The sequence below is a fragment of the Gaetbulibacter sp. S0825 genome, assembly GCF_011777505.1.
Lineage (GTDB): Bacteria > Bacteroidota > Bacteroidia > Flavobacteriales > Flavobacteriaceae > Pontimicrobium.
This window is the reverse complement of the sequence record NZ_JAATJT010000001.1, coordinates 1,363,816-1,387,880: the sequence shown is the minus strand read 5'-3', so window position 1 is coordinate 1,387,880 and position 24,065 is coordinate 1,363,816. Positions and strand designations below refer to the sequence as shown.

At 32.1% G+C, this 24,065-nt stretch carries 23 protein-coding genes and 1 tRNA gene; 10 read left to right on the top strand and 14 right to left on the bottom strand.

Annotated elements, in window-relative coordinates; translation table 11 throughout:
• The first annotated feature begins 31 nt into the window (after window positions 1–31).
• Window positions 32–1,519, top strand: a complete 1,488-nt coding sequence (locus HB672_RS06320; protein ID WP_167609466.1) for a DASS family sodium-coupled anion symporter — start codon at window positions 32–34, stop codon at window positions 1,517–1,519.
• On the opposite strand, the gene HB672_RS06315 is transcribed toward HB672_RS06320, so the two are convergent.
• The 7 genes from HB672_RS06315 to HB672_RS06285 form a co-directional block, all read right to left on the bottom strand.
• Window positions 1,516–4,071, bottom strand: coding sequence for an adenosylcobalamin-dependent ribonucleoside-diphosphate reductase (locus HB672_RS06315; RefSeq protein WP_167609463.1), 2,556 nt, complete (start codon window positions 4,069–4,071; stop codon window positions 1,516–1,518). The genes HB672_RS06320 and HB672_RS06315 overlap by 4 nt on opposite strands.
• Before the next feature lie 184 nt (window positions 4,072–4,255).
• Entirely contained in the window at window positions 4,256–5,230 is a 975-nt protein-coding gene (locus HB672_RS06310) for a DUF3078 domain-containing protein (protein WP_167609459.1), read from the bottom strand.
• A 15-nt stretch (window positions 5,231–5,245) separates the two neighbouring features.
• Window positions 5,246–6,427, bottom strand: coding sequence for an AIR synthase related protein (locus HB672_RS06305; protein WP_167609456.1), 1,182 nt, complete (start codon window positions 6,425–6,427; stop codon window positions 5,246–5,248).
• A gap of 43 nt (window positions 6,428–6,470) precedes the next feature.
• Window positions 6,471–7,103, bottom strand: coding sequence for a Curli production assembly/transport component CsgG (locus HB672_RS06300; protein ID WP_208864183.1), 633 nt, complete (start codon window positions 7,101–7,103; stop codon window positions 6,471–6,473).
• Window positions 7,104–7,326: 223 nt separating this feature from the next.
• Window positions 7,327–7,467, bottom strand: coding sequence for a hypothetical protein (locus HB672_RS06295; protein ID WP_167609453.1), 141 nt, complete (start codon window positions 7,465–7,467; stop codon window positions 7,327–7,329).
• 251 nt (window positions 7,468–7,718) lie between these two features.
• Window positions 7,719–9,905, bottom strand: coding sequence for a glutamine synthetase III (locus tag HB672_RS06290; protein ID WP_167609450.1), 2,187 nt, complete (start codon window positions 9,903–9,905; stop codon window positions 7,719–7,721).
• Between the two features lie 128 nt (window positions 9,906–10,033).
• Window positions 10,034–10,975 carry a calcium/sodium antiporter gene (locus HB672_RS06285; protein ID WP_167609447.1) on the bottom strand — a complete coding sequence of 314 codons (942 nt, stop codon included), beginning with the start codon at window positions 10,973–10,975 and terminating at the stop codon, window positions 10,034–10,036.
• Between the two features lie 173 nt (window positions 10,976–11,148).
• On the opposite strand from HB672_RS06285, the gene HB672_RS06280 reads away from it, so the two are divergent.
• The 4 genes from HB672_RS06280 to HB672_RS06265 all read left to right on the top strand — a co-directional run bounded on the left by HB672_RS06280 (window position 11,149) and on the right by HB672_RS06265 (window position 15,883).
• A complete protein-coding gene (locus HB672_RS06280; protein ID WP_167609443.1) occupies window positions 11,149–12,576 on the top strand; it encodes a serine hydrolase in 1,428 nt (475 codons plus the stop codon).
• A gap of 2 nt (window positions 12,577–12,578) precedes the next feature.
• Complete coding sequence (locus HB672_RS06275; protein ID WP_167609440.1) at window positions 12,579–12,938, top strand: BlaI/MecI/CopY family transcriptional regulator; 360 nt, start codon at window positions 12,579–12,581, stop codon at window positions 12,936–12,938.
• Between the two features lie 2 nt (window positions 12,939–12,940).
• Window positions 12,941–15,226, top strand: coding sequence for a M56 family metallopeptidase (locus HB672_RS06270; RefSeq protein WP_167609437.1), 2,286 nt, complete (start codon window positions 12,941–12,943; stop codon window positions 15,224–15,226).
• A gap of 504 nt (window positions 15,227–15,730) precedes the next feature.
• A complete protein-coding gene (locus tag HB672_RS06265) occupies window positions 15,731–15,883 on the top strand; it encodes an SsrA-binding protein (protein ID WP_167609434.1) in 153 nt (50 codons plus the stop codon).
• On the opposite strand, the gene HB672_RS06260 is transcribed toward HB672_RS06265, so the two are convergent.
• Entirely contained in the window at window positions 15,880–16,395 is a 516-nt protein-coding gene (locus tag HB672_RS06260; RefSeq protein WP_167609431.1) for an adenine phosphoribosyltransferase, read from the bottom strand. The genes HB672_RS06265 and HB672_RS06260 overlap by 4 nt on opposite strands.
• Window positions 16,396–16,469: 74 nt before the next feature.
• On the opposite strand from HB672_RS06260, the gene HB672_RS06255 reads away from it, so the two are divergent.
• Both HB672_RS06255 and HB672_RS06250 read left to right on the top strand, forming a co-directional pair.
• Window positions 16,470–16,543 (top strand) — tRNA-Arg (locus tag HB672_RS06255).
• A gap of 313 nt (window positions 16,544–16,856) precedes the next feature.
• The gene (locus HB672_RS06250; protein WP_167609428.1) at window positions 16,857–17,312 is read left to right on the top strand and encodes a RidA family protein; all 456 of its coding nucleotides are present in this window, start codon (window positions 16,857–16,859) and stop codon (window positions 17,310–17,312) included.
• 26 nt (window positions 17,313–17,338) lie between these two features.
• Here the strand turns inward: HB672_RS06250 and HB672_RS06245 are convergent, their stop codons facing one another.
• A complete protein-coding gene (locus tag HB672_RS06245; protein ID WP_167609425.1) occupies window positions 17,339–18,997 on the bottom strand; it encodes a solute:sodium symporter family transporter in 1,659 nt (552 codons plus the stop codon).
• Between the two features lie 150 nt (window positions 18,998–19,147).
• Here HB672_RS06245 and HB672_RS06240 point away from each other — a divergent pair, with 150 nt between their 5' ends.
• Window positions 19,148–20,260 (top strand): formylglycine-generating enzyme family protein, encoded by a 1,113-nt coding sequence (locus HB672_RS06240; RefSeq protein WP_167609422.1) that lies wholly within the window; start codon window positions 19,148–19,150, stop codon window positions 20,258–20,260.
• A gap of 96 nt (window positions 20,261–20,356) precedes the next feature.
• Here HB672_RS06240 and HB672_RS06235 read toward each other — a convergent pair whose 3' ends face one another.
• Both HB672_RS06235 and HB672_RS06230 read right to left on the bottom strand, forming a co-directional pair.
• Window positions 20,357–21,010, bottom strand: a complete 654-nt coding sequence (locus tag HB672_RS06235; RefSeq protein WP_167609419.1) for a head GIN domain-containing protein — start codon at window positions 21,008–21,010, stop codon at window positions 20,357–20,359.
• A gap of 68 nt (window positions 21,011–21,078) precedes the next feature.
• Window positions 21,079–21,612 (bottom strand): Crp/Fnr family transcriptional regulator, encoded by a 534-nt coding sequence (locus HB672_RS06230; RefSeq protein WP_167609416.1) that lies wholly within the window; start codon window positions 21,610–21,612, stop codon window positions 21,079–21,081.
• Window positions 21,613–21,709: 97 nt separating this feature from the next.
• Here HB672_RS06230 and HB672_RS06225 point away from each other — a divergent pair, with 97 nt between their 5' ends.
• Together HB672_RS06225 and HB672_RS06220 are read left to right on the top strand one after the other, a co-directional pair.
• Entirely contained in the window at window positions 21,710–21,913 is a 204-nt protein-coding gene (locus HB672_RS06225; RefSeq protein ID WP_167609413.1) for a DUF2892 domain-containing protein, read from the top strand.
• Window positions 21,913–22,182 (top strand): heavy metal-associated domain-containing protein, encoded by a 270-nt coding sequence (locus tag HB672_RS06220; protein WP_167609410.1) that lies wholly within the window; start codon window positions 21,913–21,915, stop codon window positions 22,180–22,182. Before HB672_RS06225 ends, HB672_RS06220 begins: the two co-directional genes overlap by 1 nt.
• Here HB672_RS06220 and HB672_RS06215 read toward each other — a convergent pair.
• The 3 genes from HB672_RS06215 to tpiA are packed head-to-tail and all read right to left on the bottom strand — an operon-like array spanning window position 22,179 to window position 24,059.
• Window positions 22,179–22,454 (bottom strand): ATP-dependent Clp protease adaptor ClpS, encoded by a 276-nt coding sequence (locus HB672_RS06215; RefSeq protein ID WP_167609407.1) that lies wholly within the window; start codon window positions 22,452–22,454, stop codon window positions 22,179–22,181. The genes HB672_RS06220 and HB672_RS06215 overlap by 4 nt on opposite strands.
• Window positions 22,455–22,468: 14 nt before the next feature.
• A complete protein-coding gene (prmA, locus tag HB672_RS06210; protein ID WP_167609403.1) occupies window positions 22,469–23,305 on the bottom strand; it encodes a 50S ribosomal protein L11 methyltransferase in 837 nt (278 codons plus the stop codon).
• Window positions 23,306–23,309: 4 nt separating this feature from the next.
• The gene (gene tpiA, locus HB672_RS06205) at window positions 23,310–24,059 is read right to left on the bottom strand and encodes a triose-phosphate isomerase (RefSeq protein WP_167609399.1); all 750 of its coding nucleotides are present in this window, start codon (window positions 24,057–24,059) and stop codon (window positions 23,310–23,312) included.
• Window positions 24,060–24,065: the final 6 nt, after the last annotated feature.

Below are 24,065 nucleotides of genomic sequence, written 5' to 3'. Positions count from 1 at the left end.
AAATTGTATTTTGCATTACCATTTATAAAATATGCGAAGCAAAATCTTAAAACAGTTTGGGCTAGTTCTTGGGCCTTTATTATTTACTTTCACCCTTCTTTTTTTTAAACCTGAGGGATTATCTCCAGAAGGTGTTGCTGTGTTAGCAACCACACTTTGGGTAGCTATTTGGTGGATTTTAGAAGTAGTGCCAATTGCAGTAACAGCAATGCTCCCAATTATCTTATTCCCTATTACTGGAGCGATGGAATTGAGTACTACTACAGCAGCTTTTGGGCATAAATATGTGTTTCTTTATATAGGCGGATTTATTCTTGCTATTGCTATAGAAAAATGGAATTTGCATAAGCGCATTGCACTTACTGTAATTAATATAATTGGCACTAGCGTTAGTAAAATTATATTAGGCTTTATGATTGCCACAGCGTTTTTAAGTATGTGGATTTCCAATACAGCCACAACAGTAATGATGCTACCCATTGGAATGGCAATTATACTACAACTTAAAGATAACCCTAAAACCAAAGAGGACGAAAACGAAATTTTTGGAAAAGCACTAATGCTTTCCATTGCTTATAGTGCATCTATTGGAGGTGTTGCTACACTTATTGGAACGCCTCCAAATTTAATTTTTGCTGGTATTTTAGAAGAGCAATACAATGTTGAAATGACCTTCTCCAAATGGATAATCTATGGCTTACCAATTTCTATAATACTATTGTTTATTTGCTGGAAGTATATGACGACCGTTGCTTTTAGTTTCACACAAAAAGATTTTCCTGGTGGAAAAGCTGAAATAAAAAGACTATTAAAAAACTTAGGGAAAATTAGTTATGAAGAAAAAACCGTGTTAATTGTTTTTTGTATTACTGCTTTTTTATGGATGACACGTTCTTTTCTAATTTCAAAGCTAATTCCTGCCATAGATGACACAATAATAGCCATGGCAAGTGCAACCATTTTATTTATTCTCCCAACCAAAAAAAGGAAAGAGAAAAAGATTATTAATTGGGAAAGTGCCGTAAAATTACCTTGGGGTATTTTATTGCTTTTTGGAGGTGGTTTAGCGTTAGCAGAAGGTTTTAAAACTAGTGGATTAGCTGAATGGATTGGATCACAGGTAACTCAGTTTGAGAATCTACCATTGTTTGCCTTACTGTTTGTTTTAATACTAGCGGTTAATTTTCTAACCGAAATCACATCTAACCTAGCCACAACAGCGATGCTCTTGCCTGTTATTGCACCAATAGCTTTAATTTTAGATGTCCATCCATTTACATTAATGGTTGGGATTACGGTAGCTGCGTCTTGTGCTTTTATGCTACCTGTTGCCACACCACCAAACGCCATTGTTTTTGGCTCAGGATACTTGAAAATTCCAGATATGATGCGAACAGGCATATTAATGAACGTAATAAGCGTCATATTAATCACGCTTATTACGTATTATTTATTACCTCTTCTTTGGGATTTCGACCCAAATGTATTTCCCGAAGCTTTAAAACAAACTAATAATTAACCACACTTAGAAGATCCACAATCCTTACAAGTTAAACAGCCTTCTTGGTAGATTAAACTGGTTGAACTACAATTGGCACAAGTTTGTCCTTTTGCTTGCGTACCATCTTCCACATAACGCTTAATCGCTCTAACCACCCCATTTTTCCATGTGTTTATTGATTCACTATCCAATTGCAAACTATTAATTAAATCAACAATTTTATCAATTGGCATACCGTGGCGAAGTGTGCTAGAAATTAACTTAGCATAGTTCCAATATTCAGGGTTAAATTTGTGAGATAATCCTTCAATAGTGGTTTTATAGCCTCTTTTGTTTTGATACTGAAAATCGTATCGAGACGTTCCATCCTCGTTTCTATTTTTTATAATAAGCCCATTATTTGCCCAACGTGGTATTAAAATACCATCTTCATCATCAGCCAAACCTGTAAATACTTCGTAAGGTTTTCCATCTATTAAACCAATAAAGGCAATCCATTTTTCTTTGTTATTTTGAAAGCGAACCACATCTGCCTCTAACACTTGAGGTCGTTTTGTTGGAAACGCTGTTAAGGTTTCTTGTTCCTCCTCTTTCTTTTCTTCATTCGAAATTAACACACCAGAACGTGAGCCGTCTCTATAAACAGTTACACCTTTACAACCTGCTTCCCAAGCTTCTAAATACAATTTACCTACCAATTCTTCAGTAGCATCGTTGGGTAAATTAATAGTAACACTTATGGAATGGTCCACCCATTTTTGTACAGCACCTTGCATACTAACTTTACTCATCCAATCCACATCATTGGAAGTTGCTTTGTAATAAGGTGACTTTTCAACTATTTTATCTAGTTCTTCTTGAGAATAATTTTTATCAGAATCAATTCCGTTTACTTCCATCCATTGCTTAAATCTGTGATGAAACACCACATACTCTTCCCAAGAGTCTCCTACTTCATCTACAAAATCCACACGAACATTTTTATCGTTAGGATTTACTTTTCTTCTACGTTTATAAACTGGCATAAATACTGGCTCAATTCCAGAAGAAGTTTGTGTCATTAAACTTGTTGTTCCTGTTGGAGCAATAGTCAATAAAGCAATGTTTCTACGTCCATGTTCCAACATTTCGTAGTACAACTTCTCGTCCGCTTCTTTTAAACGCTTAATAAATGGATTGTTTTTTTCACGCTCAGCATCAAAAATTTCAAATACTCCTCTATCTTTTGCTGTATAAACCGAAGCTCTATACGCTTCAATTCCTAGAGTTTTATGTACTTCAACTGAAAACGCATTTCCTTTCTTGCTTCCATATTTAATCCCTAAAGCAGCCAACATATCACCTTCGGCAGTAATGCCTATTCCTGTTCTACGACCCTCGTATGCTTTGGTCTTAATGTTTAACCATAAATTCCTTTCGGTTGCTTTTACTTCGTCTAATTCTGGGTCAGCATCTATTTTAGCAATAATAGCATCTATTTTTTCTAATTCTAGATCGATAATATCATCCATGATGCGTTGTGCTACATGTATGTGTTTTTTAAATAATTCGAAATTAAATTCAGCTTTATCAGTAAAAGGATTTTCAACATAAGAAAATAAATTCATCGCCAATAAACGGCAAGAATCATAAGGACATAATGGTATTTCGCCACAAGGGTTGGTTGAAACCGTTTTATAACCTAAATCTGCATAACAATCGGGAACCGATTCGTTGATGATGGTATCCCAAAATAAAATACCTGGTTCGGCTGATTTCCATGCGTTGTGAACAATTTTTTTCCAAAGTTTATTAGCTTCAATGGTTTTTGAAAACTTAGGGTTGCTACTAAAAATTGGATATTTCTGTGTATATGTTGAGCTGGTTTTTACAGCCTTCATAAATTCATCGTCAATTCTAACCGAAACATTAGCGCCTGTTACTTTTCCTTGCTCTAGTTTAGCATCTATAAAATCTTCGGAATCTGGATGATTGATAGAAACCGATAACATGAGCGCTCCACGACGACCATCTTGTGCAACTTCTCTTGTTGAATTAGAATAACGCTCCATAAAAGGCACAATACCTGTTGACGTTAACGCTGAATTTTTTACAGGAGACCCTTTAGGACGAATGTGCGACAAATCGTGACCAACACCACCACGACGTTTCATAAGTTGTACTTGTTCTTGGTCGATTTTCATAATACCTCCATACGAATCGGAATTACCTTCGTTACCAATAACAAAACAGTTAGAAAGTGACGCAATTTGGTATGGGTTACCAATTCCTGCCATTGGACTTCCTTGAGGCACGATGTATTTAAAATCTTTAATTAAATCGAATATTGCTTCTTCAGATAAAGGATTTGGATATCGCGATTCAACTCTTGCAATTTCTTTGGCAATTCGTTGGTGCATATCGTTTGGAGTCAACTCGTATAAATTACCTTCAGAATCTTTTAAGGCGTATTTATTTATCCATACACGAGCAGCTAAATCGTCGCCATTAAAATATTTAACAGAGGCTTCAAAAGCGTCTTCTTGAGAGTAAGTTTTAGGTTTTACAATAGGTTGGGTTTGTATTTGCATGTTGTTGGATTAATTTAAAAATTTTACATTCTATTTTGAAGTTGTAAAGAACGTAAAAAATTTAAACTTGGAACATGTCTTAAATCATAAAGTTTACAAGAAATATTCGTAACCAATTATAAATCAATAAATTAAAATTTATCAACAAAAAAAAGTTAACAAAAATAAATAATAAGTATTTGCTTTAGAAATCAACTGATACTCCAATTCCTAGAAGCTGTTTCCATTGAACTTTAGCGCCTTTTTCAACAGTTTCATCTGGCATATCTTCATCTTCAACTGCCGTTTTTACATCATTATCATATTTAATATGTGATCCCATTGAAGCGCGGATATGGTCATTAACTTTAAATTTAAAGTTTAACTCCCAATCTACATCAACATTTCCAAAGTCATTTAAATAATCCGTATACAAACTCACTAATGTTCTAACCGAAATATTTTCCATAAGTACATTTTCGTAAGCACTAGTAAGCAAAACCCCAACTTCTTGTCTAGCATTTTCACCATCAGTTAATTTATTCCCTAGAACATCATAGGTCGCTGGTGTGACTCCAAAAGAACCAGCGTCTGCTAAATCTTGATCTAGCACAAACGTAGATTTTAAAGTTAATGGTGACATATATGCCGAAAACTCTTCAATATGCTCACCATATACTGTTCCGACACCCAAAAACATATAAGCTGGCGCCATAAATTGTGATATTGGCTTTTTGTCGCTATTAGAGTAATTATAACCATTAGTAAATTGCGTTGCAAAACTAAAATTTGCCGAATAATACCAATTTGATTTTTTATCCTTTCTAAAACCAAAACGTGACTTTAGTTCAAAAATATCATCTGTCTTTCTTAAACTCTGGCTTTGCTGTTTATTAACTCCGTAACGTATTACTGCCCTGTTCTCCCAAAGCAAATGGTCTTTTTTATAATTTCTTTGAACTTCTAACCCTAATAATCCCGAAATAGAATTCGATCCTCCAGAATTCCAGTTAACAAAAGCCACTTCACTTATATCCAAGCTAGCTCTATTGATTTCTTTCCAATGTGTAGTCACAAAATCTTCTGGATATAAAGTTAAATCCACGTTTTGAGCTTTTAAAAAAAATATGCTTAGAAATGCAGTAACAAAAGATAATTGATACTTAAAATTTTTAGTCATGATATAAAGGGTTTATTAGCTATACTTAAAAACGCCAAATTCGCTTTTTATTGTAAGTTTTTTAGAATCGCTTGCCTCCACTCTTCCAATCACCTGAGCATCAACATTAAAAGATTTTGAAATCGCTATAATATCATTGGCAATTTCAGGAGACACATATAGTTCCATACGATGTCCACAATTAAATACTTGATACATTTCTTTCCAATCGGTTTTAGATTGTTCTTGAATTAATTTAAACAAAGGCGGGATAGAAAACATATTATCTTTTACAATATGAAGATTATCCACAAAATGAAGAATTTTTGTCTGCGCTCCTCCACTACAATGAATCATTCCATGCACCTTATCACTATTAAACTTAGAAAGAATTGATTTAATAATTGGCGCATAAGTTCTAGTTGGAGACAACACTAATTTCCCAGCATCAATAGGCGCTCCTTTTACCTTATCTGTTAATTTAGTTTGTCCCGAATAAACCAAATCATCTGGGACTGAAGCATCAAAACTTTCAGGATATTTTTCAGCTAAATACTTATGAAACACATCATGCCTAGCTGAAGTTAACCCATTACTTCCCATACCTCCATTATATGATTTCTCATAAGTAGCTTGACCAAAACTTTCCAACCCCACAATAACATTACCTACCTCAATATTTGCATTATCAATAACATCTTCGCGTTTCATTCTAGCTGTAACCGTAGAATCAACAATAATTGTTCTTACCAAATCGCCAACATCAGCAGTCTCCCCTCCAGTTGAATGAATAGTTACGCCAAATTCCTTTAACTCAGCAATCAACTCTTCTGTACCATTAATTATTGCTGATATAACTTCGCCTGGAATAAGATTCTTATTTCTTCCTATGGTAGAAGACAACATGATATTATTGGTTGCCCCAACACACAAAAGGTCGTCTATATTCATTATTAAAGCGTCTTGAGCAATGCCTTTCCAAACCGAAACATCTCCAGTTTCCTTCCAATACATATAGGCTAAAGAACTTTTTGTTCCCGCTCCATCTGCATGCATGATTAAACAATAACTATCATCATTGGTTAGATAATCTGGTACAATTTTGCAGAAAGCTTTAGGAAATAGTCCTTTATCAATATTTTTAATAGCGTTATGCACGTCTTGTTTTGAAGCAGAAACGCCTCTTTGTGCATATCTTTTACTAACCTCGTTACTCATTATGGAAAGGTGTTTTTTAGATGCTGCAAAAGTAATAAAGTATTTAGTTTTTTGCGTGAATTATTGGATTAGAATTAATTACTGTAGGTTCATTTTTTTTAACACTTCTTTTTCTACCTCTTTTTCCAAAGTAAAAATTTAAACCTATAGCTGCTCTCCAAAAGGCATCATCTGATGCTCCATACACTCTTCCATCTAATTCATCAGTAAACAACATGTTATACTCCCCAAATAGCTTTACACCAACCAAAGGCGAAATCAATATCTCAAAACCTGCGCCTCCCTGAATTTTAGAGTCAGTTCTCAAAAAATAATTAGAAGCGTTTAACCCTCCTCCTACATAAACGAATGGTGAAAAAATACTTTTTGAAAATGGAACAACCTCTAAATTAGCGTCAAAAGACATGAACCCTTGATTAGAAATGTCCTTAAAGGCTATATTATATTTATTATAACCTACATTGATATTTATATGAGGGCCTAAAAAACGTTTGTATCCAATATGCATATACACTTCGTAAAGCGCATCAGCATAATCTCCATTAGGGATTGTAGCACCAGCCGCTATCGAAAACGCATTTTTTCCACGCACTTCTAAGCCATAAACTTCGTTAAAAGTTTCAATGGTGCTTCTATTTATTTCTTCTTGTGAATAAGTTTTTTGTACAAAAAACAAAGAAAAAATAACACAAAAAATGCTATAAAAATTAGTTCTATTAATCACTAGATACTACCTATTAATAAAATAGATTCATCCATTGACAGATTTAAAGGTTTTGCAATATAGTAAAAGCTTACAAATATCAAATAATTGAAACAATTAGAAACAAAAAAGTTTTAACTAGTGCTTTTTTAGCACTAGTTAAAACTTTTAAACACTCTTAAATTAAAAACAAGACTTATGATGACAGGTTTCCGTCATCAATTAATACTACTGAATTATCTTGAGAAACTTTCTCTTTTGCATCAACAGTATCATCTTGAGAGAACAAGAGGGTTGCGACCATAAGTGCCGCAACACTTAGTAGTAACTTCTTCATTTTGAATAATAATGGATTAATAGCAAAACAAATTTAGTGAAAATAAGTCACTAATTTTCAAGCTAGAAGGCTAAAAAGTAAGAATATTCTGTTAAAATCGATAAATTGTAAAATAATTAGCTGAAATACCCTTTTTTACACAATATTTTTAAAATAAATACGTAGGTGTACGTAGATAATTTTCTTTCTATTTTAAGTAAATTGTAATAAAAAAGCCTCATAAAAATGAGGCTTTTATTTAAATTACATATCTACTTAGTAAATAACATTTCTCTGTATTTTGTCAATGGCCAAAGCTCGTCATCTATTAACAATTCGAGCTTATCGCAGCTATAACGAATATCATCGAAAAACGGCTTTACTTTATTGCAATATGCTTCTGCTCTTTTTTCAGAATCCTGAATGTTATTTGCTATTTTACGTTCTTTTGTCATTTTAGTAACACCAGAATTAATAGCTTCGATGTGACCAGAAATAACTTGAATTAGTACCATTTGCTCTTTAGCGTATTTTTTGAAGTCATCTCCATAGATATCTTTAAGACCTCTCACATTTTCAATTAAAATATTTTGATACCTCACAGCTGTTGGAACCACGTGATTTCTTGCAATATCACCTAAAACCCTTCCTTCAATTTGAACCCTTAGAGCATACTCTTCAACCTCAATTTCATAACGTGCTTCAATTTCAACTCGGTTCATCACTCCCAAATCCTCAAACAAACTAATGTTTTTCTTGGCCATTCTAGCCTTTAAAGCTTCAGGAGTTGTTTTATTATTACTCAATCCACGCTTTTTTGCTTCTTTTTGCCACTCATCTCCATAACCGTTTCCTTCAAAAAGTATGTTTTTAGATGTTTTAATATATTCACGTAATACATTAAAAATAGCATCATCCTTTTTCATGTCTTTATTTTCAATCAAAGCATCAACTTCAGCTTTAAAATCTATAAGCTGTTTTGCCATAATTGAGTTTAAAACGGTCATAGGATTTGCACAGTTAGCTGTTGAACCAACTGCCCTAAACTCAAACTTATTCCCAGTAAATGCGAAAGGAGATGTTCTATTTCTATCTGTATTATCTAATAGAATTTCTGGAATTTTACCAACCACATTAAGCTTTAAATCTGTTTTTTCTTCTGGAGACAACTTTCCTTTTGTAACTCCTTCCAATTCATGAAGTACATTAGTTAATTGCTCGCCAATAAATACAGAAATAATTGCAGGTGGTGCTTCGTTTGCTCCTAAACGATGATCGTTACTTGCACTTGCAATAGAAGCTCTGAGTAATTCTTCGTATTCATGAACGGCTTTAATTGAGTTTATAAAAAACGTTAAGAATTGTAAATTACTCATTGGTGTTTTTCCAGGACCCAATAAGTTAATTCCTGTATCTGTACTCAAACTCCAGTTATTATGTTTTCCAGAACCATTGACTCCTGCAAATGGCTTTTCATGAAATAACACCTTAAAATTATGTCTTCCCGCAATCTTATCCATCACATCCATTAACAATGAATTATGGTCTACTGCTAAATTCGCTTCGTCATAGATTGGCGCTAGTTCAAATTGATTTGGCGCAACCTCGTTATGTCTTGTTTTAACAGGAATACCTAATAACATACACTCTGTTTCTAAATCGCGCATAAAAGACATAGCACGATTTGGGATAGTTCCAAAATAATGGTCATCCAACTGTTGTCCTTTTGCTGGAGAATGTCCAAGCAAGGTTCTACCTGTTAAAGTAATATCTGGTCTTGATGCTACTAAAGCGCTATCAATTAAAAAGTATTCTTGTTCCCAACCTAAAGAAGCATTTACCTTTTTTACATTTTTATCAAAATATCTAGCAACTGCTACTGCAGCATGATCAACAGCTTGTAGTGCTCTTAATAATGGTGTTTTATAGTCAAGTGCCTCACCTGTATAAGAAACAAAAACCGTTGGAATACACAAGGTCGTTTCATAAATAAAGGCTGGAGATGTTGGATCCCAAGCAGTATATCCGCGAGCTTCAAAGGTGTTTCTAATCCCTCCGTTAGGAAACGAAGAAGCATCTGGTTCTTGTTGTACTAGTTGTCCTCCTCCAAATTTTTCAATAGCTAAACCTCCTCCAATAGTTTCAAAAAAGGCATCATGCTTTTCTGCAGTTGCACCAGTTAATGGCTGAAACCAGTGAGTATAATGAGTAACTCCCTTAGAGATAGCCCATTCTTTCATTCCCGTTGAAATATGATCGGCGACTCCTCTGTCAATTTTTGAACCGTTTTGCACAGCATCCATGACGCTTTTATAAGCTTCTTTGGTTAAAAACTGTCGCATAGTAGCTTCGTTAAATACATTATTACCAAAAATTGAAGAACGACGTTCTTTTTCTTCTATTTTTAATGGTTTTCGAGTAAGGGTTTCTTTTACTGCGTGAAATCTTAGCTTTGACATTTTAATTATTTTAGCATTTAAATTATAGGGCAAATTTATAAAAAAAGCTCAATAACCAACTTTTAACCCTTAAAAAAATAGGGTTAATTATAAACAATTCGATAAAATACAGTTAATAACCTACAAATCTACTGGGTGAAGACTAAAAATATGAAGATTCCATAGCCTAAAATAAGAGCAAACCCGTTTGGTCTACTTATTTGATGTTGTTTAGGAATTAAGATTAGTGGAATTAGTATTGCAGAAAAAGCAATCATCCAAAAAATATCTCTAGTTAAAATTTGTGGTTCGGTAACTGGAATGGTTTTAATCATTGAGGTAAGTCCTAACACAGAACCAATATTAAAAATATTAGAGCCAATTAAGTTACCCAAAGAAATAGCCTTTTCTTGCTTTGCTGCTGCAATAACCGAAGCAGCTAGTTCTGGCACACTTGTTCCTATTGCAATTACAGACACCGAAATTACAGCTTCACTTACTCCTAAAATTGCAGCTAAATCGATTGCTCCTTTAACCAACCACTCTGATCCAAAATATAGAGCTAAACCTCCAATAAGGAGCCATAACATAATTTTAAAATAAGAAACTATAGCTAGAGTTTCATCAACTTCTTCTATTTCAATATCTTTTTTAGCGCGTCGTATTAATATGTATAGAAACACTATTAGACCACCAAATAATACCAAACCTTCTAAAAATATTAATTGGCTATCATTATATAAAAAGTAATATAGTGCTATTGAAAACAACATCATTACTGGCCAATTTAATTTATAGAAAGTTTTGTCTACAGCAATACTACCAACCACGGCTGTAATACCTAACACCAAACCAATATTCGCAATATTCGACCCAACCACATTATTAATAGCAATAGCTGGAGATCCAGACAATGCTGCGTTAAGACTTACCAATAATTCTGGCGCAGAGGTTGCAAAGGATACCACTGTCATACCAATAACGAATTTTGAAATACTTAATTTAAAAGAAAGTGCTACTGATGCCCTAACCAAAAACTCACCTCCTATGACCAGCAGAACAAATCCAAGAATTACCCAAACAAAGCTCATTAAAAATATTTTTTGCGAAGATACTAAGATTTCTTTCTTAGTAAGATATTCAACCCTTTTTCTTAAAAATTCACAATAAAAACTAAATTTTTCGTTAAATAACTATATTTACAGTTGTATAACTACAAAAATAGTTATATGTTTGAATCATCAAAGAGAAACCATACTTTATAATGAAATTAAATATAGTTATACTTCTTTTATCATTAACGTTAACAGGTTGCAAAAACAAAGAAAGTAAACAGGAATTAGCAAACAATAAAGACTCAGCAGAATTATCAGAAAAAATTGAAGCTATTGCTAAAGACTATATAGATCTTGGAATTTTTTCAGGTATTATTTTAGTTGCTGAAAAAGGAAATATCCTATTTCACAAAGCTTATGGCTTAGCAAATAGAGAGACCAACACAGCAAATACCATCAATACATTATTTGATATTGGATCCATGAACAAAACCTTTACCTCTATTGTGGTAAAACAATTAGTAGCAGAAGGCAAGCTAAATTTAGATGGCAAACTAACACAATATGTTTCTGGGTTTAAAGACCCGAATGCTAATAAGATAACGATAAATCATTTATTAAATCACGAATCTGGCTTTGCAGATTATCATACTCGTGATTATTTTAATTTACCACTAAACGATAGAAAACTTAATGCCATAGTTGAGAGAGCAAAATTATATAAATTAAATTTTGAACCAGGAACAAAACAAGATTACTCAAATTTAGGCTATGTGATTCTAGGTGCTGTTATTGAAGAAGTTTCTGGAAAATCTTACTTTGACAATGTAAACGAGCGCATCGTTAAACCTTTAAATCTAAAAAACACATACTTAAATGACTTTGGTGGTTTAGAAAACAAAATTGCTCATGGTTATTATTACACTCCACTTGGTGAATTGGAAGAATCTACTCCTACACAAGATATTCCAAATCCTGATGGTGGATTTCTATCTACCACTGAAGATATTATGAAATTTTACAGATCTTATTTTTATGATGATTTACTTTTGAGTAAAGAAGCAAAATCAAACGATTCGTATTTCAATTATTTAAAAGAACTTCCCGAAGGAAAAGCAACAGGATCAGCTGGTGGTTTTGAAGGTTTTAACACAGCAATTTATCAAGTTGTAAGCAGCGACCTGTCCATCATTGTTTTTGCCAATATGGACGAACCAGTTGCTGAGTATATTGCTTTAGATATTTTAACTTTATCTAGAGATAAAACACCTAAAAAGGCTCAATTACCAGCGGTTCAAAATATTAGAAAAGCTTTTAATAAAAAGGGAGCTGATTTTGTAAAAACTAATTTTGAAAGTTTAACGGTAAACTTCCACCCTGAAGATCCAAAAGATATTATTTTAAATGACTTAGGTTATGCTTATTTATATGAAGCAGATAATATTGATAAAGCCATTAAACTATTTAAACTTAACACCGAAATATTTCCTGAAATAGCTAATTGCTGGGACAGTTATGGCGAAGCACTAGTAAAGTCAGGCAATAAAAAAGAAGCCATTAAAGCTTATGAAAAAGCACTAGCAATAAGACCTAATTTAGAATCAGCAAAAAGCGCATTAAAAAAACTTAAAAAATAAACATGCAAAAACTAACAAACAAAGAAGAAGAAATCATGCATATTTTATGGAAGCTAGAAAAAGCCTTTGTAAAAGACATTCTTGCAGAAATTATTGAGGATAAGCCTCATTATAATACCTTATCAACTATAGTTAGAAACCTAGAAGACAAAGGTTACGTAAGTCATACAGCATATGGAAAAACACATCAATACTTCCCAATAATTAAAAAAGAAGATTATAGAAAACGATTTTTCAATACAGCTATTGACAACTATTTCAATAGCTCATATAAGAACGTTGTGTCTTTCTTTGCAAAAGAAGAAAAAATAAGCGTAGAAGAATTAAAAGAGATTATTAACCTTATTGAAAACAATAAATAATCATGGAATATCTTATTAAAGTTAGCGCCATTTTAGTGTTATTTTATTTATGCTACAAATTCCTACTTAATCGTGAAACTTTCTTTGAATCTAATAGGTCATTCTTGTTATTAGGCTTAATTACTGCTTTTATATTACCATTAATAACTATATCAAAACATATAATGGTAGAGCCTAACATTATGAAAAACACCTTCACACTAGAAGAATCACTGTTACAATCACAAACCATTGTTCAGGAAAATCCTTTGGAATTCACCACGATTATAACATATATATATATTGCAGGTATTCTATTTTTTATTGGAAGATTTCTTTTGCAATTTGGCTCGTTAGTTACGCTTCTTATTAATAGCACAAAACAACGTGTTTCATCATTTATATATGTAATAACCAAAAACATAATATCACCTTTTTCATTTTTTAATTGGATTGTTTTTAACCCAAGCCAGTTTAATGATACCGAGTTAGAACAAATAATTACTCACGAGAAAGTACATGCCAAACAGTTACATTCTATAGATATCTTATTGGCAGAATTAATATGTATTCTGCTTTGGTTTAATCCGTTGGTATGGTATTACAAAAGAGACTTGAGGCAAAATTTGGAGTTTATCGCAGATAAAAATGCACAAGCAACTACCAATTGCAAAAAAAGCTATCAGCATTTATTACTCAAAACAAGTGTGCCAAATTACCAAATGGCACTTACAAATAATTTTTATAATTCATCAATTAAAAAACGAATTGTTATGTTACACAAAAACAAATCACGCAACAGGAATCAATTAAAATTTTTATTAGTACTGCCAGTATTGGTTTTATTTTTAATGAGTTTCAACATTAAAGAGGTTTACATTGAAGCTACATCGAGTCAAGCAGAAACATCTGCTATTACTGAAGAATCTAAAACAATAGTAGCAGCAAGTATTGAAACAAAAAAATCGAAGGTAGAAAGCCAACCTATAATCACTCCTAAAAAAGCGATTGCAAACAATACCATTGCAAAATCAAATACTGTTTTAAAACAAGATATTGTCGCTTATTTTATTGAAAGCTCTTTTACAGATGCAAAATTGGATGAAGTAACAACAAAACTAAAAGCTCACGGAATTACGCTAAAGATTAAAGGAGTGAAACGCAATAGCGATAATGAAATAACAGCTATTAAAATTGATGCGAAAACTGATAATTCTAATGCTAATTTTTCTATTAGCAACGATTCAGCAATCAAAACCATAAAAATAACGTACAACGCAAAAAGCAACGCTATATCTATTGGAAACACCAATGGTTTACTTCACGATAAAGACTATATGTTTACCCATAAGGATGGAGCAATAACCATTGGAAAGAAATCTGGTAAAAGTGGTAATGTGTTTGTATTTAGTAGTGATGAACATGATGGCGACCACGAAATAATAGAAGGTGACGATAAAATCATCATTAAAAAGGGAGATAAAGTCCATGAGATAAAAAAGGCGCACAAAAACAACAATGTATTTACTTTTTCCAGTGATGAAGGTAAAACTTATGATATTATCCACGCTGACTCAATACATTCGGATGGTAAGATTTTCAAACTAAAAGGAAATGTAATTGTAAAAGGGGAAAACAACGGTTTATTTGTTACTTCTGAAGATGAAAATATCGAGATAAAGAAAGATGAAGACGGTAATTCAATACTTATACGTAAAGACAAAGATGGTAACATCTTTAAAGAGAAAATTAACAATCAGAAAAACAATTTGTCGTTCAAATCTAAAGACGGTAAGATATTTAAAATTAGATCAACTGGAAAAAATAGCAATATTTGGATAGATAAAGATGATAATAACAAATCAACAGTAAACATATTAAGCAAAGGCGAAAATAAAATCATTGTAAAAGGTGAAGCCAACAAAGACGTTGTATACATCGTAGATGGCAAAGAGGTTAAAAACAAAAAAGTAAAAGACATTGATACCGAAAATATAAAATCTATTAGTGTGGTTAAAGGCGCCTCGGCAACAAAAAAATATGGCGAAAAAGGTAAAGATGGTGTAGTAGAAATTATTACAAAAGATAATACTGATGCAACCTCAATTATTCATTTATCAAATGACAGCAACCAAAAACCTTTAATAATAATAGATGGCAAAGAGGTGAAAAACAAAAAACTCGATGATATTGACCCTAACTCCATAGAATCCATTAGTGTTTTAAAAGGCGAATCGGCAACAAAAAAATATGGTATAAAAGGAAAAGACGGTGTTATAGAAATCACGCTGAAAAAGAAAAAGGACTGACCTTTTTATTAAGGTTTGGTTGGTTAAAAAAGACTTCTATCAATTTAGGAGTCTTTTTTTATTTATAAACCAATAAAAGATGAAAACAGCAAAAAAAGAGTTATTCATGCTTTTTTTCGCCTTGAAAATTCAAAAAATGTCGAAAAAGGCTCTTGAATTATTTCATTTAATAACATTTTTAGGCTTATTGATTATATATTAAAACATATTTTAAGAAAAGGATTTAAAAATTATAATCTATACAATTTTTTCACTTACTAATATAAAGCTAATTATATCATTTTAGTACAATTCATTTGGCGATAAGATTTCTAAACTTATATATTCAAAAAAATTACAGAATAGAAATCAATTCATCAATCACTTAAACAAAAAATAATATGATTATACTAGTAAAATTTATAGTAGCAATTATCATTGCAATTGTCCACTGACTAATCTAACAGCTTCTAAAAGATTAGTGATAGAATAAGTTTCACTATTTTTGCTAAATAGTACTTATTAATGAATAAACAGCTTTTTAAAATATTAGCGAAAGTAAACAAAGTAGTATTGCCTAGCTTTACAAAAAAACAATTAGACATAGCAAAAGCAAGTAAATTGCAACTCGCAATTATAGGCTGGAGAGCATATGTTACTTTAAGAGCATTAGATTAATACTCTAAAACAGATTTTACGTTATACCCTTTTAACTTTTCTTTTCCATTTAAGAAGTTAAGCTGCATAATAAAATTACACTGTACAATGTCTCCACCCAGTTTTTCAACTAGTTTACAGACAGCCTCAGCTGTTCCTCCAGTTGCTAATACATCGTCGTGAATAAGTACTTTTTCACCCTTTTCAATAGCATCTACATGAATTTCAACAGCATCTTCACCATATTCTAATGCATACGATTGTGATAGTGTTTTATAAGGCAACTTTCCAGGTTTTCTAACAGGAATAAAACCAGCATTAAGTTTTTGAGCTAATAAAGTTGCAAAGAAAAAACCACGAGATTCAATACCTATTACTTTATCAATTTTTTTATTTCCTATTAGTTTTAATAACTCATCCAAACATAGACTCACCCCTTTTGGGTTTTGTAGTAATGGCGCTATGTCTTTAAACAAAATTCCTTCTTTTGGGAAATTAGGAATATCCCTAATATAATCTTCAATTGTATTCATAAGTGAAATGTAATTAATTTTATACTTAATTTTGTCATTGTAACAAAATAAAATATATTTGCACCCACAAAAATGGCCTCGTAGCATAACTGAATAGTGCACTTGATTACGGCTCAAGAGGTTGCAGGTTTGAATCCTGCCGAGGTCACAAAAAGAATCCTAATTAATTGTTTTTCAATTTTTTAGGATTTTTTGTTTTCTTATTTGACCAATTTATAATCATCAATTTTTAAGATAAATATATTCTTTTTGCAAACCTTAATTTTTAGTGCTGAATAGACTAGGTTTAATTCATTACTTGATAGTCTGACTAACTGTTAATTTAATCTCTGGATAGTTTTGTATGAATTAATCAAAAAACACAAGTATTTAAAAAATAATTAATTTTCGCTTAAACAACTATTATCTTTATTATAAAAAAGCTTTCTTGCAGAGTAGTATATAACTTAAAATAGAACAAAATGATTATTAAAAAATTAAAAGAGCTAGGATATTCTTACTCTCCAGCTCCATTAAAACCACAAGGCTTTCCTTTTAATTCTGCTGTTAGAGTTGGAAATTTGGTATTTACTTCTGGACAAGTCCCTTTTTGGGAAGACCATAAAATACAAGGTAAGGTAGGTGCCGATATTGATACCGATGAAGCTAAAAAAGCTGCTGAAATTTGTGCATTTAACTGTATAAGAGCTGTTGGGTCTGTTTGCGATATAGAATCTATCTCTAGAGTTGTAAAGGTGTTTGGAATGGTAAACTGCAGCGAAACGTTTAATAATACCTCTTCTATTATTAATGGAGCAAGCGAATTCTTTAATAAAGTATTTGAAGAAAAGGGTGAGCATGCTAGATCCGCCGTTGGGATGCAGTTACCGTCTGACTGGGCTGTTGAGGTTGAAGCAATTTTTGAAGTAAAGGATTAAGGTTTTTGTATGTTCTATATTTTTTTTTAAGAATAATATAAATAAACTAAAACAACAATTATCACAATTATTAGTCCAACAAATTTTGCATGTTTCCAAGGTGTGATATCCACCTCATTTGTAAATTTCTGCTTGTATGCTATTGTTCTTGGTTTAAAGTAACCTATAATTAGCATGATAGCCACATTAAGCAAAAATAGAATTGCCATAACGTGTAGAAAATGAGGATATGCATCGGCTTCAATTACTTTTAAAGCTTCTGCAGATGTTATTCCGTTAGCTTCGGCTGTTGTCAATGCATTGGAAACCTTATTAGGTCTAATTACAAATTCACTAATAATGTATAGAATTGAACCAGATAGCAGCCCTATTTTTGCTGCAATTGCTGGAACTTTTTTTGTAACAAACCCAACAAATATTATTGTTAGTATTGGTATACTGTAAATACCATTTACTTGTTGTAAATAACTAAATATACTGTCTAAATCTGATAAAAATGGAGCAATTAGCATCGCACCAATTGCTAAGATGATACCAAAGATTTTACCATACTTTACGGTTGTTTTTTCATCAGCCTCTTTATTAATATGTTCTTTGTAAATATCTATACCAAATAAAGTTACTGAACTATTGAGCACACTATTAAATGAACTTAATATAGCGCCAAATAAAACAGCAGCAAAGAAACCAATAAATTCTGGAGGAAGCACTTTCTTTACCAATTCACCATAAGCTTGATCTGGTTGAGAAACATCTAATATTCCTTGTTGAGCCATATAGTATGCAATAATACCTGGAAGTACTACAATTAAGGGTCCAAGTATTTTAATAAAAGAAGCTAGAAGTAATCCTTTTTGCCCTTCTTGAAGATTTTTTGCACCTAACGCACGCTGAATAATTTGTTGGTTAGTACCCCAATAAAACAACTGAACTAGCATCATACCTGTAAAAATCGTCACAAATGGTACAGATGCTGTTTTAGTTCCAATAGAATTAAATTTTTCCGGAATATCAGTCTGTAGTGTAGTTATACCATCAAACACATTACCATCTCCCACAATCATTAGCCCAAAAATGGGTATCAAAATACCTCCAACAAGTAATCCAATAGCATTAATAGAATCAGATACTGCAACCGCTTTTAAACCTCCAAAAACAGCATAAATAGAACCAACAACTCCAATTCCCCATATACATACCCATAAGGCAACTTTTTCTGAGACACCTAAAAGTTCAGGAACATCAAACATGGCACTAATAGCAAGAGATCCAGAATATAAAATTGTGGGCAATAATACCACGACATAACCTGTTAAAAACAGTGCTGAGGTTAATGTTTTTGTAGTGACATCAAAACGTTCTGATAAAAATTGAGGGATAGTCGTCAATCCTCCCTTTAAATATCTAGGTAATAAATACAAAGCAGTCGCGACCATCGCAATGGCTGCCAAAGTTTCCCAAGCCATTACTAAAATACCTTCGGAATATGCAGAACCGTTAAGACCAACAAGTTGCTCTGTAGAAAGGTTGGTTAATAATAGTGATCCAGCAATAACACCTGCTGTTAAACTTCTACCACCAAGAAAATAACCATCGGAAGAAGCCTCATCTGTTTTTCGGGTTGCGTAATAAGAAATAAAAGCTACTAGAGCTGTAAAGCCAACAAAAGAGATAAGTCCAATCATTATGGTGTGAAGTTATAAAGTCAATCTGAAATTATTAAGAACGAAGTTAATATTGATTACCAACTTGTATAAGTTTAACTATTTATAATTTGCTTAGTTTTGACAATAAATGTAATTAAAATATAATTCATAGAATAACTCTTTTACCAAATGAGATTTAGGCTTAATCTTAAAAGTTTCTCTTTATACATTATTGTTTTAGTTTTTTTTAATTGTAAAACTGAAAACAAAGAAAAAAATATTAAACCAATTATAACCGAAACAGAATCTTATAAAGTTTTAAAAGAACAGCCCGCTGATATTAAAACACCTGATGGAATGGTTTGGGTAGAAGGTAAGACGTTTTTACAAGGCGCCAAAGTTAGCGATAAATTTGCGATGATGAGAGAAAAACCAGCTCATCAAGTTACTGTTGATGGGTTTTTTATAGATATTACTGAAGTGACCAACAAGCAATTCAAGGCCTTTGTCGAAGTTACAAATTATATTACTATTGCTGAACGACCAATAGATTGGGAAGTTATGAAAAAAGAACTTCCTCAAGGCACACCAAAGCCTCATGATTCCATTCTCCAACCTGGAAGCCTAATATTTAACAAAAATGTAAATGCAGTAGTTAACATGTCAAACTATAGCCAATGGTGGACATGGAAAATTGGTGCCAATTGGAAACATCCCGATGGTTCAAATAGCACGATAGATGGCAAAGATGATTTCCCTGTTGTACATATTGCATTAGAAGACGCTCAGGCTTATTGCAAATGGGCAAATAGAAGACTACCTACCGAAGCAGAATGGGAATCAGCTGCTCAAGGCAAATCAACCGATAATATATTTACTTGGGGAAATAATAGTACAGCTTTAAATGACATGGCAAACACGTGGCAAGGTAAATTTCCAGTAAAAAACGAAAGCATCGATGGGTTTGAGTTTATAGCTCCTGTAAAATCTTACGAGCCTAACAGTATTGGTGTATACGATATGTTAGGTAATGTTTGGGAGCTAACAAGCGACCTTTTTAATGTAAATTATTATCGAGAATTAGATACGTCTAAGGTCTTGATAAACCCAAAAGGTGCTAAAAAGGCTTTCAGCCCAGATAATCCATATCAACAAGAACATGTTATTAAAGGTGGTTCGTTTTTATGTCACGCTTCATATTGTGCTAGTTTTAGGATTTCTTCTAGAATGGGATTAAGTAGAGATTCTGGTTCCGATCACACAGGGTTTAGAACGGTGGCTACTCCTAAGATGCTTAAATAGCATGGCACCTATAAAAGTGATAATTACCCTAAACAAATTAAAAGCTCAACTCATAAGTTACGAGTTAAGCCTTTTTTAAACAAGTAGAACATGTAATTAATTATTACTTTGAATAACATTTCCTGAACCAGAAATAGACACATCCAAAGTAGGGTTTCCTTTATAATAAACATTTCCGCTTCCTTTAATTTTTACATCTAACTCTTCGGTACAATTTACCTCAATATCACCTGACCCAATATTTTCTAAGTCTCCATCGTTTACCTCAAAGTTGAATCCCATAAAATCCCCTGAACCTTCGTTTTTAATATCCAAGCTTTGCGCCTCTCCTTCTATAAAAATGTTAGCAGCCCCTGAATTAAACACGTTAAAATTTCCACTTTCGTCAATATTATAAGCATAAATATCTCCAACTCCAGAATTTTTAATTCCATTAAGCCTATTAACAACAATATCAACTCTAAGAGTAATATCTCGATAATTGTAATCGTCATCTAAATACAATCTTAGTTCGTTATTGACAACTTTTGTTTCAATTTCGTTCATAATATTGTTATCACCTGTTATTTCAACTGATTGTGTTGCTCCTTGTGTTATATTAATTTCAAATACACCTTCACTCCTTACTTTCGTAAAATAATCTACTTCTCTGATTTCTGAAGTTAGATTTCCTGATCCAAAAATTGTGTCATCTGAACATGACATTAATACTGTTACCAAAATAATTGGTATAAAAAATAATTTTTTCATTTTTAAATTTTTTAATTGATTGATGAAGCAAAATTAAAATGAAAGAAACTATATTACATTGATCTATATCAAGATTTTATGTTTGCTCTTAGTCTAGAAAGAGTTTCTGGAGTCACATCAAGGTAGGAAGCTATTATATGGTGAGGAATTCTATTAAAATAACTTTCTCTTTCTTTGTTAAATTCAACAAATCTATCTTTTGCTGTTTTTGTTAATCTTGAAATTTCTTTTTTGTGTTTTTCAATAATAAAGTTGATAAGCTGTTTATTTTCAAATTCTAAAAAATCTGAATTTGAATTTCTAAGCTCGTTCAATTGTATCGAAGTCCAATAGATAAGTTCTGTATTTTCCAAAACCTGGCAATTAATATATGAAGGTTCTTCTAGGTAAAAACTAACGTTTGACGAATAAAAAAAGCCATTTTCTGTGGTTAGTCTTATTGTTTTTTCATTACCGTCTTTATCAATAACAAAATGTCTAACAAATCCATTAAGCACAAAATATACCTTATTAGAAAATTGACCTTGTCTTAAAATATAATCCTTCTTCTTATAACTAATCTTGCTTCCTAACTGCAATAAATCTTCTATTTCAAAGCTCATGATTTAAATTATTGACTTTAAACTTACAATTTTAATACTTTATTATTAAAAATGATCTTCATATTGTATCTTAGTTAAAATTTAAAAAAAATCAATCATGAAAAGAAACATGGGAAATGCCGACAAAGGCATAAGAATAATAGCTGCAATTGCTATTGCTTTGCTTTACTATTTTAATGTTATCGAAGGCACTTTAGCTTATGTTTTGATGGCTGTGGCTGTAATATTTTTACTAACTAGCCTAATTAATTTTTGCCCATTATACAAAGTGTTTGGGATTAACACATGTAAGATTAAATAATGAAAACAACTTTAGAAATTCAAAACTTAAAATGTGGTGGTTGTGCAAATACTATTATAACTAGATTGAGCGCCCTTGAAAATATTGAGAATGTATTGGTAAACAATGATAATGACATGGTTACCTTTAATTACAAGGAAGATGATAATTTAAGCGAAGCTATAAACCTATTATCTAAACTTGGTTATCCAATTGTTGGTGAGAGTAATCCGCTAACAAAAAAAGCAAAATCGTTTGTAAGTTGCGCTGTTGGCAGAATGAACAATTAGACAATTTCGGCACTTAAACCTGCATTAAGCAACATTGAGCAACGTGGCTCTAAATCGTCGTATTCACCTGTTTTTACTGTGCATTTACCTTTGTAATGAACTAAAATCGCACATTGTTCGGCTTGTTCTGAAGTGTGTTCACAAACATCGACCAATGTATCTATAACATGATCGAAAGTATTAACATCATCATTAAACAACACAATTTCGTGCTGCTTAACAACTTCTTCTTTAATAGAAACTTTTTCTGATATTTTTTCCTTGATACTCATGGGGTAATTTTTTACTAATTTATAAATTTTAATGACACCCAATTATTTTTCTCTAAACTTTCTTTGAGTTTCAATCTATATTTTGAACATTCTTCTTCAATTATTGGAATGTCATTATTATAAAATCCGCTTAAAAATAACAGTCCTTCTTTTTTAAGACAAGTAACATATTTTGAAATATCAGCTAACAAAATATTTCTATTAATATTAGCTATAATAACATCATACGCTTTTTCCTTTAAAAGACTTGCATCACCTTCATAGACCGAAATATGTTTGCAATTATTTCGCTGGACATTCTCCAAACTATTTAAATAACACCAATTATCAATATCTATTGCATCAATTTTTGCTGCACCTTTCATTTCGGCTAAAATTGCTAAAACTCCTGTACCACAACCCATATCTAATACCGATTTGTTTAAGAAATCATTATTTAAAATATGTTGAATCATCATGTGTGTAGTTTCATGATGACCAGTGCCAAAACTCATTTTTGGCTCGATTATAATGTCGTATTTCGTCTTAGGCACATCATGAAAAGGCGCTCTCACTGTACAAACATCATCAACAACTATTAGTTGAAAATTCTTTTCCCACTCTTCATTCCAATTGGTTTGCTCTATCTCATTAAATATGTAACTGATTTTAAATTCGTCGGATTTTAGAATTTGCACATCTTCCAAAATATCACTATTCCATTCTTCTTTTTGAATATAGGCTGTGACGCCATTTTCTGTTTCTACGAAACTTTCAAATCCTCCATATCCAAGTTCTGCAATAAGAATTTCTACCGCAGGAACTAAAGGCTCTACAGTAAAATAATAACCAATATAAATTGTATTTGACATGCTACTAAAAAGCGTTTACAATGTTGAAGAAATCTTCGGCATTAAGTGATGCGCCACCAATTAAACCTCCATCAACATCCTGCTTAGAAAAAATCTCTTTGGCATTGTTAGGCTTTACACTTCCTCCGTAAAGAATAGAAACATCATTCGCGATAGTAACACCATATTTATCAGATATTGTTTTTCTAATAAATGCGTGCATATCTTGTGCTTGTTCTGGGCTAGCAGTTTCACCTGTGCCAATGGCCCAAATAGGCTCGTACGCTAAAACTATATTGCTCCAAGCATCATTTGACAAATGAAACAAAGCATTTTTAATTTGATTTCCAACAACAGCTTCGTGATTACCTGATTTTCTATCGGTTAATTCTTCTCCAAAACAAAAAATCACATTCATATTATTACTTAAAGCAGCATCTACTTTTTTAGCTAAATCATCATCTGTTTCGTTAAAATATGCACGACGCTCACTATGACCTAAAATGACTGTTTTTACACCAACACTTTTAAGCATGCTTGCACTTACTTCACCTGTAAAGGCACCACTTTCGGCAAAATGCATGTTTTGAGCAACTACCTCAATATCATGAGTTCTTAAAGCTTCAAAAGCATGATATAGATTTACAAAAGATGGTGCAATCATGACCTCAGCTTTAGATGTTTTATTTTGTTTTTTTAAGTTAGTAATGAGCAATTCCGTTTCTGATAAGTCATTATTCATTTTCCAGTTTCCTGCTACAATTTGCTTTCTCATTTTCTT

Bases quoted from the DNA above. Each gene is read 5' to 3' on its own strand.
- HB672_RS06320 (WP_167609466.1), top strand. From the start codon at position 32: ATGCGAAGCAAAATCTTAAAACAGTTTGGGCTAGTTCTTGGGCCTTTA.
- HB672_RS06315 (WP_167609463.1), bottom strand. From the start codon at position 4,071: ATGCAAATACAAACCCAACCTATTGTAAAACCTAAAACTTACTCTCAA.
- HB672_RS06310 (WP_167609459.1), bottom strand. From the start codon at position 5,230: ATGACTAAAAATTTTAAGTATCAATTATCTTTTGTTACTGCATTTCTA.
- HB672_RS06305 (WP_167609456.1), bottom strand. From the start codon at position 6,427: ATGAGTAACGAGGTTAGTAAAAGATATGCACAAAGAGGCGTTTCTGCT.
- HB672_RS06295 (WP_167609453.1), bottom strand. From the start codon at position 7,467: ATGAAGAAGTTACTACTAAGTGTTGCGGCACTTATGGTCGCAACCCTC.
- HB672_RS06290 (WP_167609450.1), bottom strand. From the start codon at position 9,905: ATGTCAAAGCTAAGATTTCACGCAGTAAAAGAAACCCTTACTCGAAAA.
- HB672_RS06285 (WP_167609447.1), bottom strand. From the start codon at position 10,975: ATGAGCTTTGTTTGGGTAATTCTTGGATTTGTTCTGCTGGTCATAGGA.
- HB672_RS06280 (WP_167609443.1), top strand. From the start codon at position 11,149: ATGAAATTAAATATAGTTATACTTCTTTTATCATTAACGTTAACAGGT.
- HB672_RS06275 (WP_167609440.1), top strand. From the start codon at position 12,579: ATGCAAAAACTAACAAACAAAGAAGAAGAAATCATGCATATTTTATGG.
- HB672_RS06270 (WP_167609437.1), top strand. From the start codon at position 12,941: ATGGAATATCTTATTAAAGTTAGCGCCATTTTAGTGTTATTTTATTTA.
- HB672_RS06265 (WP_167609434.1), top strand. From the start codon at position 15,731: ATGAATAAACAGCTTTTTAAAATATTAGCGAAAGTAAACAAAGTAGTA.
- HB672_RS06260 (WP_167609431.1), bottom strand. From the start codon at position 16,395: ATGAATACAATTGAAGATTATATTAGGGATATTCCTAATTTCCCAAAA.
- HB672_RS06250 (WP_167609428.1), top strand. From the start codon at position 16,857: ATGATTATTAAAAAATTAAAAGAGCTAGGATATTCTTACTCTCCAGCT.
- HB672_RS06245 (WP_167609425.1), bottom strand. From the start codon at position 18,997: ATGATTGGACTTATCTCTTTTGTTGGCTTTACAGCTCTAGTAGCTTTT.
- HB672_RS06240 (WP_167609422.1), top strand. From the start codon at position 19,148: ATGAGATTTAGGCTTAATCTTAAAAGTTTCTCTTTATACATTATTGTT.
- HB672_RS06235 (WP_167609419.1), bottom strand. From the start codon at position 21,010: ATGAAAAAATTATTTTTTATACCAATTATTTTGGTAACAGTATTAATG.
- HB672_RS06230 (WP_167609416.1), bottom strand. From the start codon at position 21,612: ATGAGCTTTGAAATAGAAGATTTATTGCAGTTAGGAAGCAAGATTAGT.
- HB672_RS06225 (WP_167609413.1), top strand. From the start codon at position 21,710: ATGAAAAGAAACATGGGAAATGCCGACAAAGGCATAAGAATAATAGCT.
- HB672_RS06220 (WP_167609410.1), top strand. From the start codon at position 21,913: ATGAAAACAACTTTAGAAATTCAAAACTTAAAATGTGGTGGTTGTGCA.
- HB672_RS06215 (WP_167609407.1), bottom strand. From the start codon at position 22,454: ATGAGTATCAAGGAAAAAATATCAGAAAAAGTTTCTATTAAAGAAGAA.
- prmA (WP_167609403.1), bottom strand. From the start codon at position 23,305: ATGTCAAATACAATTTATATTGGTTATTATTTTACTGTAGAGCCTTTA.
- tpiA (WP_167609399.1), bottom strand. From the start codon at position 24,059: ATGAGAAAGCAAATTGTAGCAGGAAACTGGAAAATGAATAATGACTTA.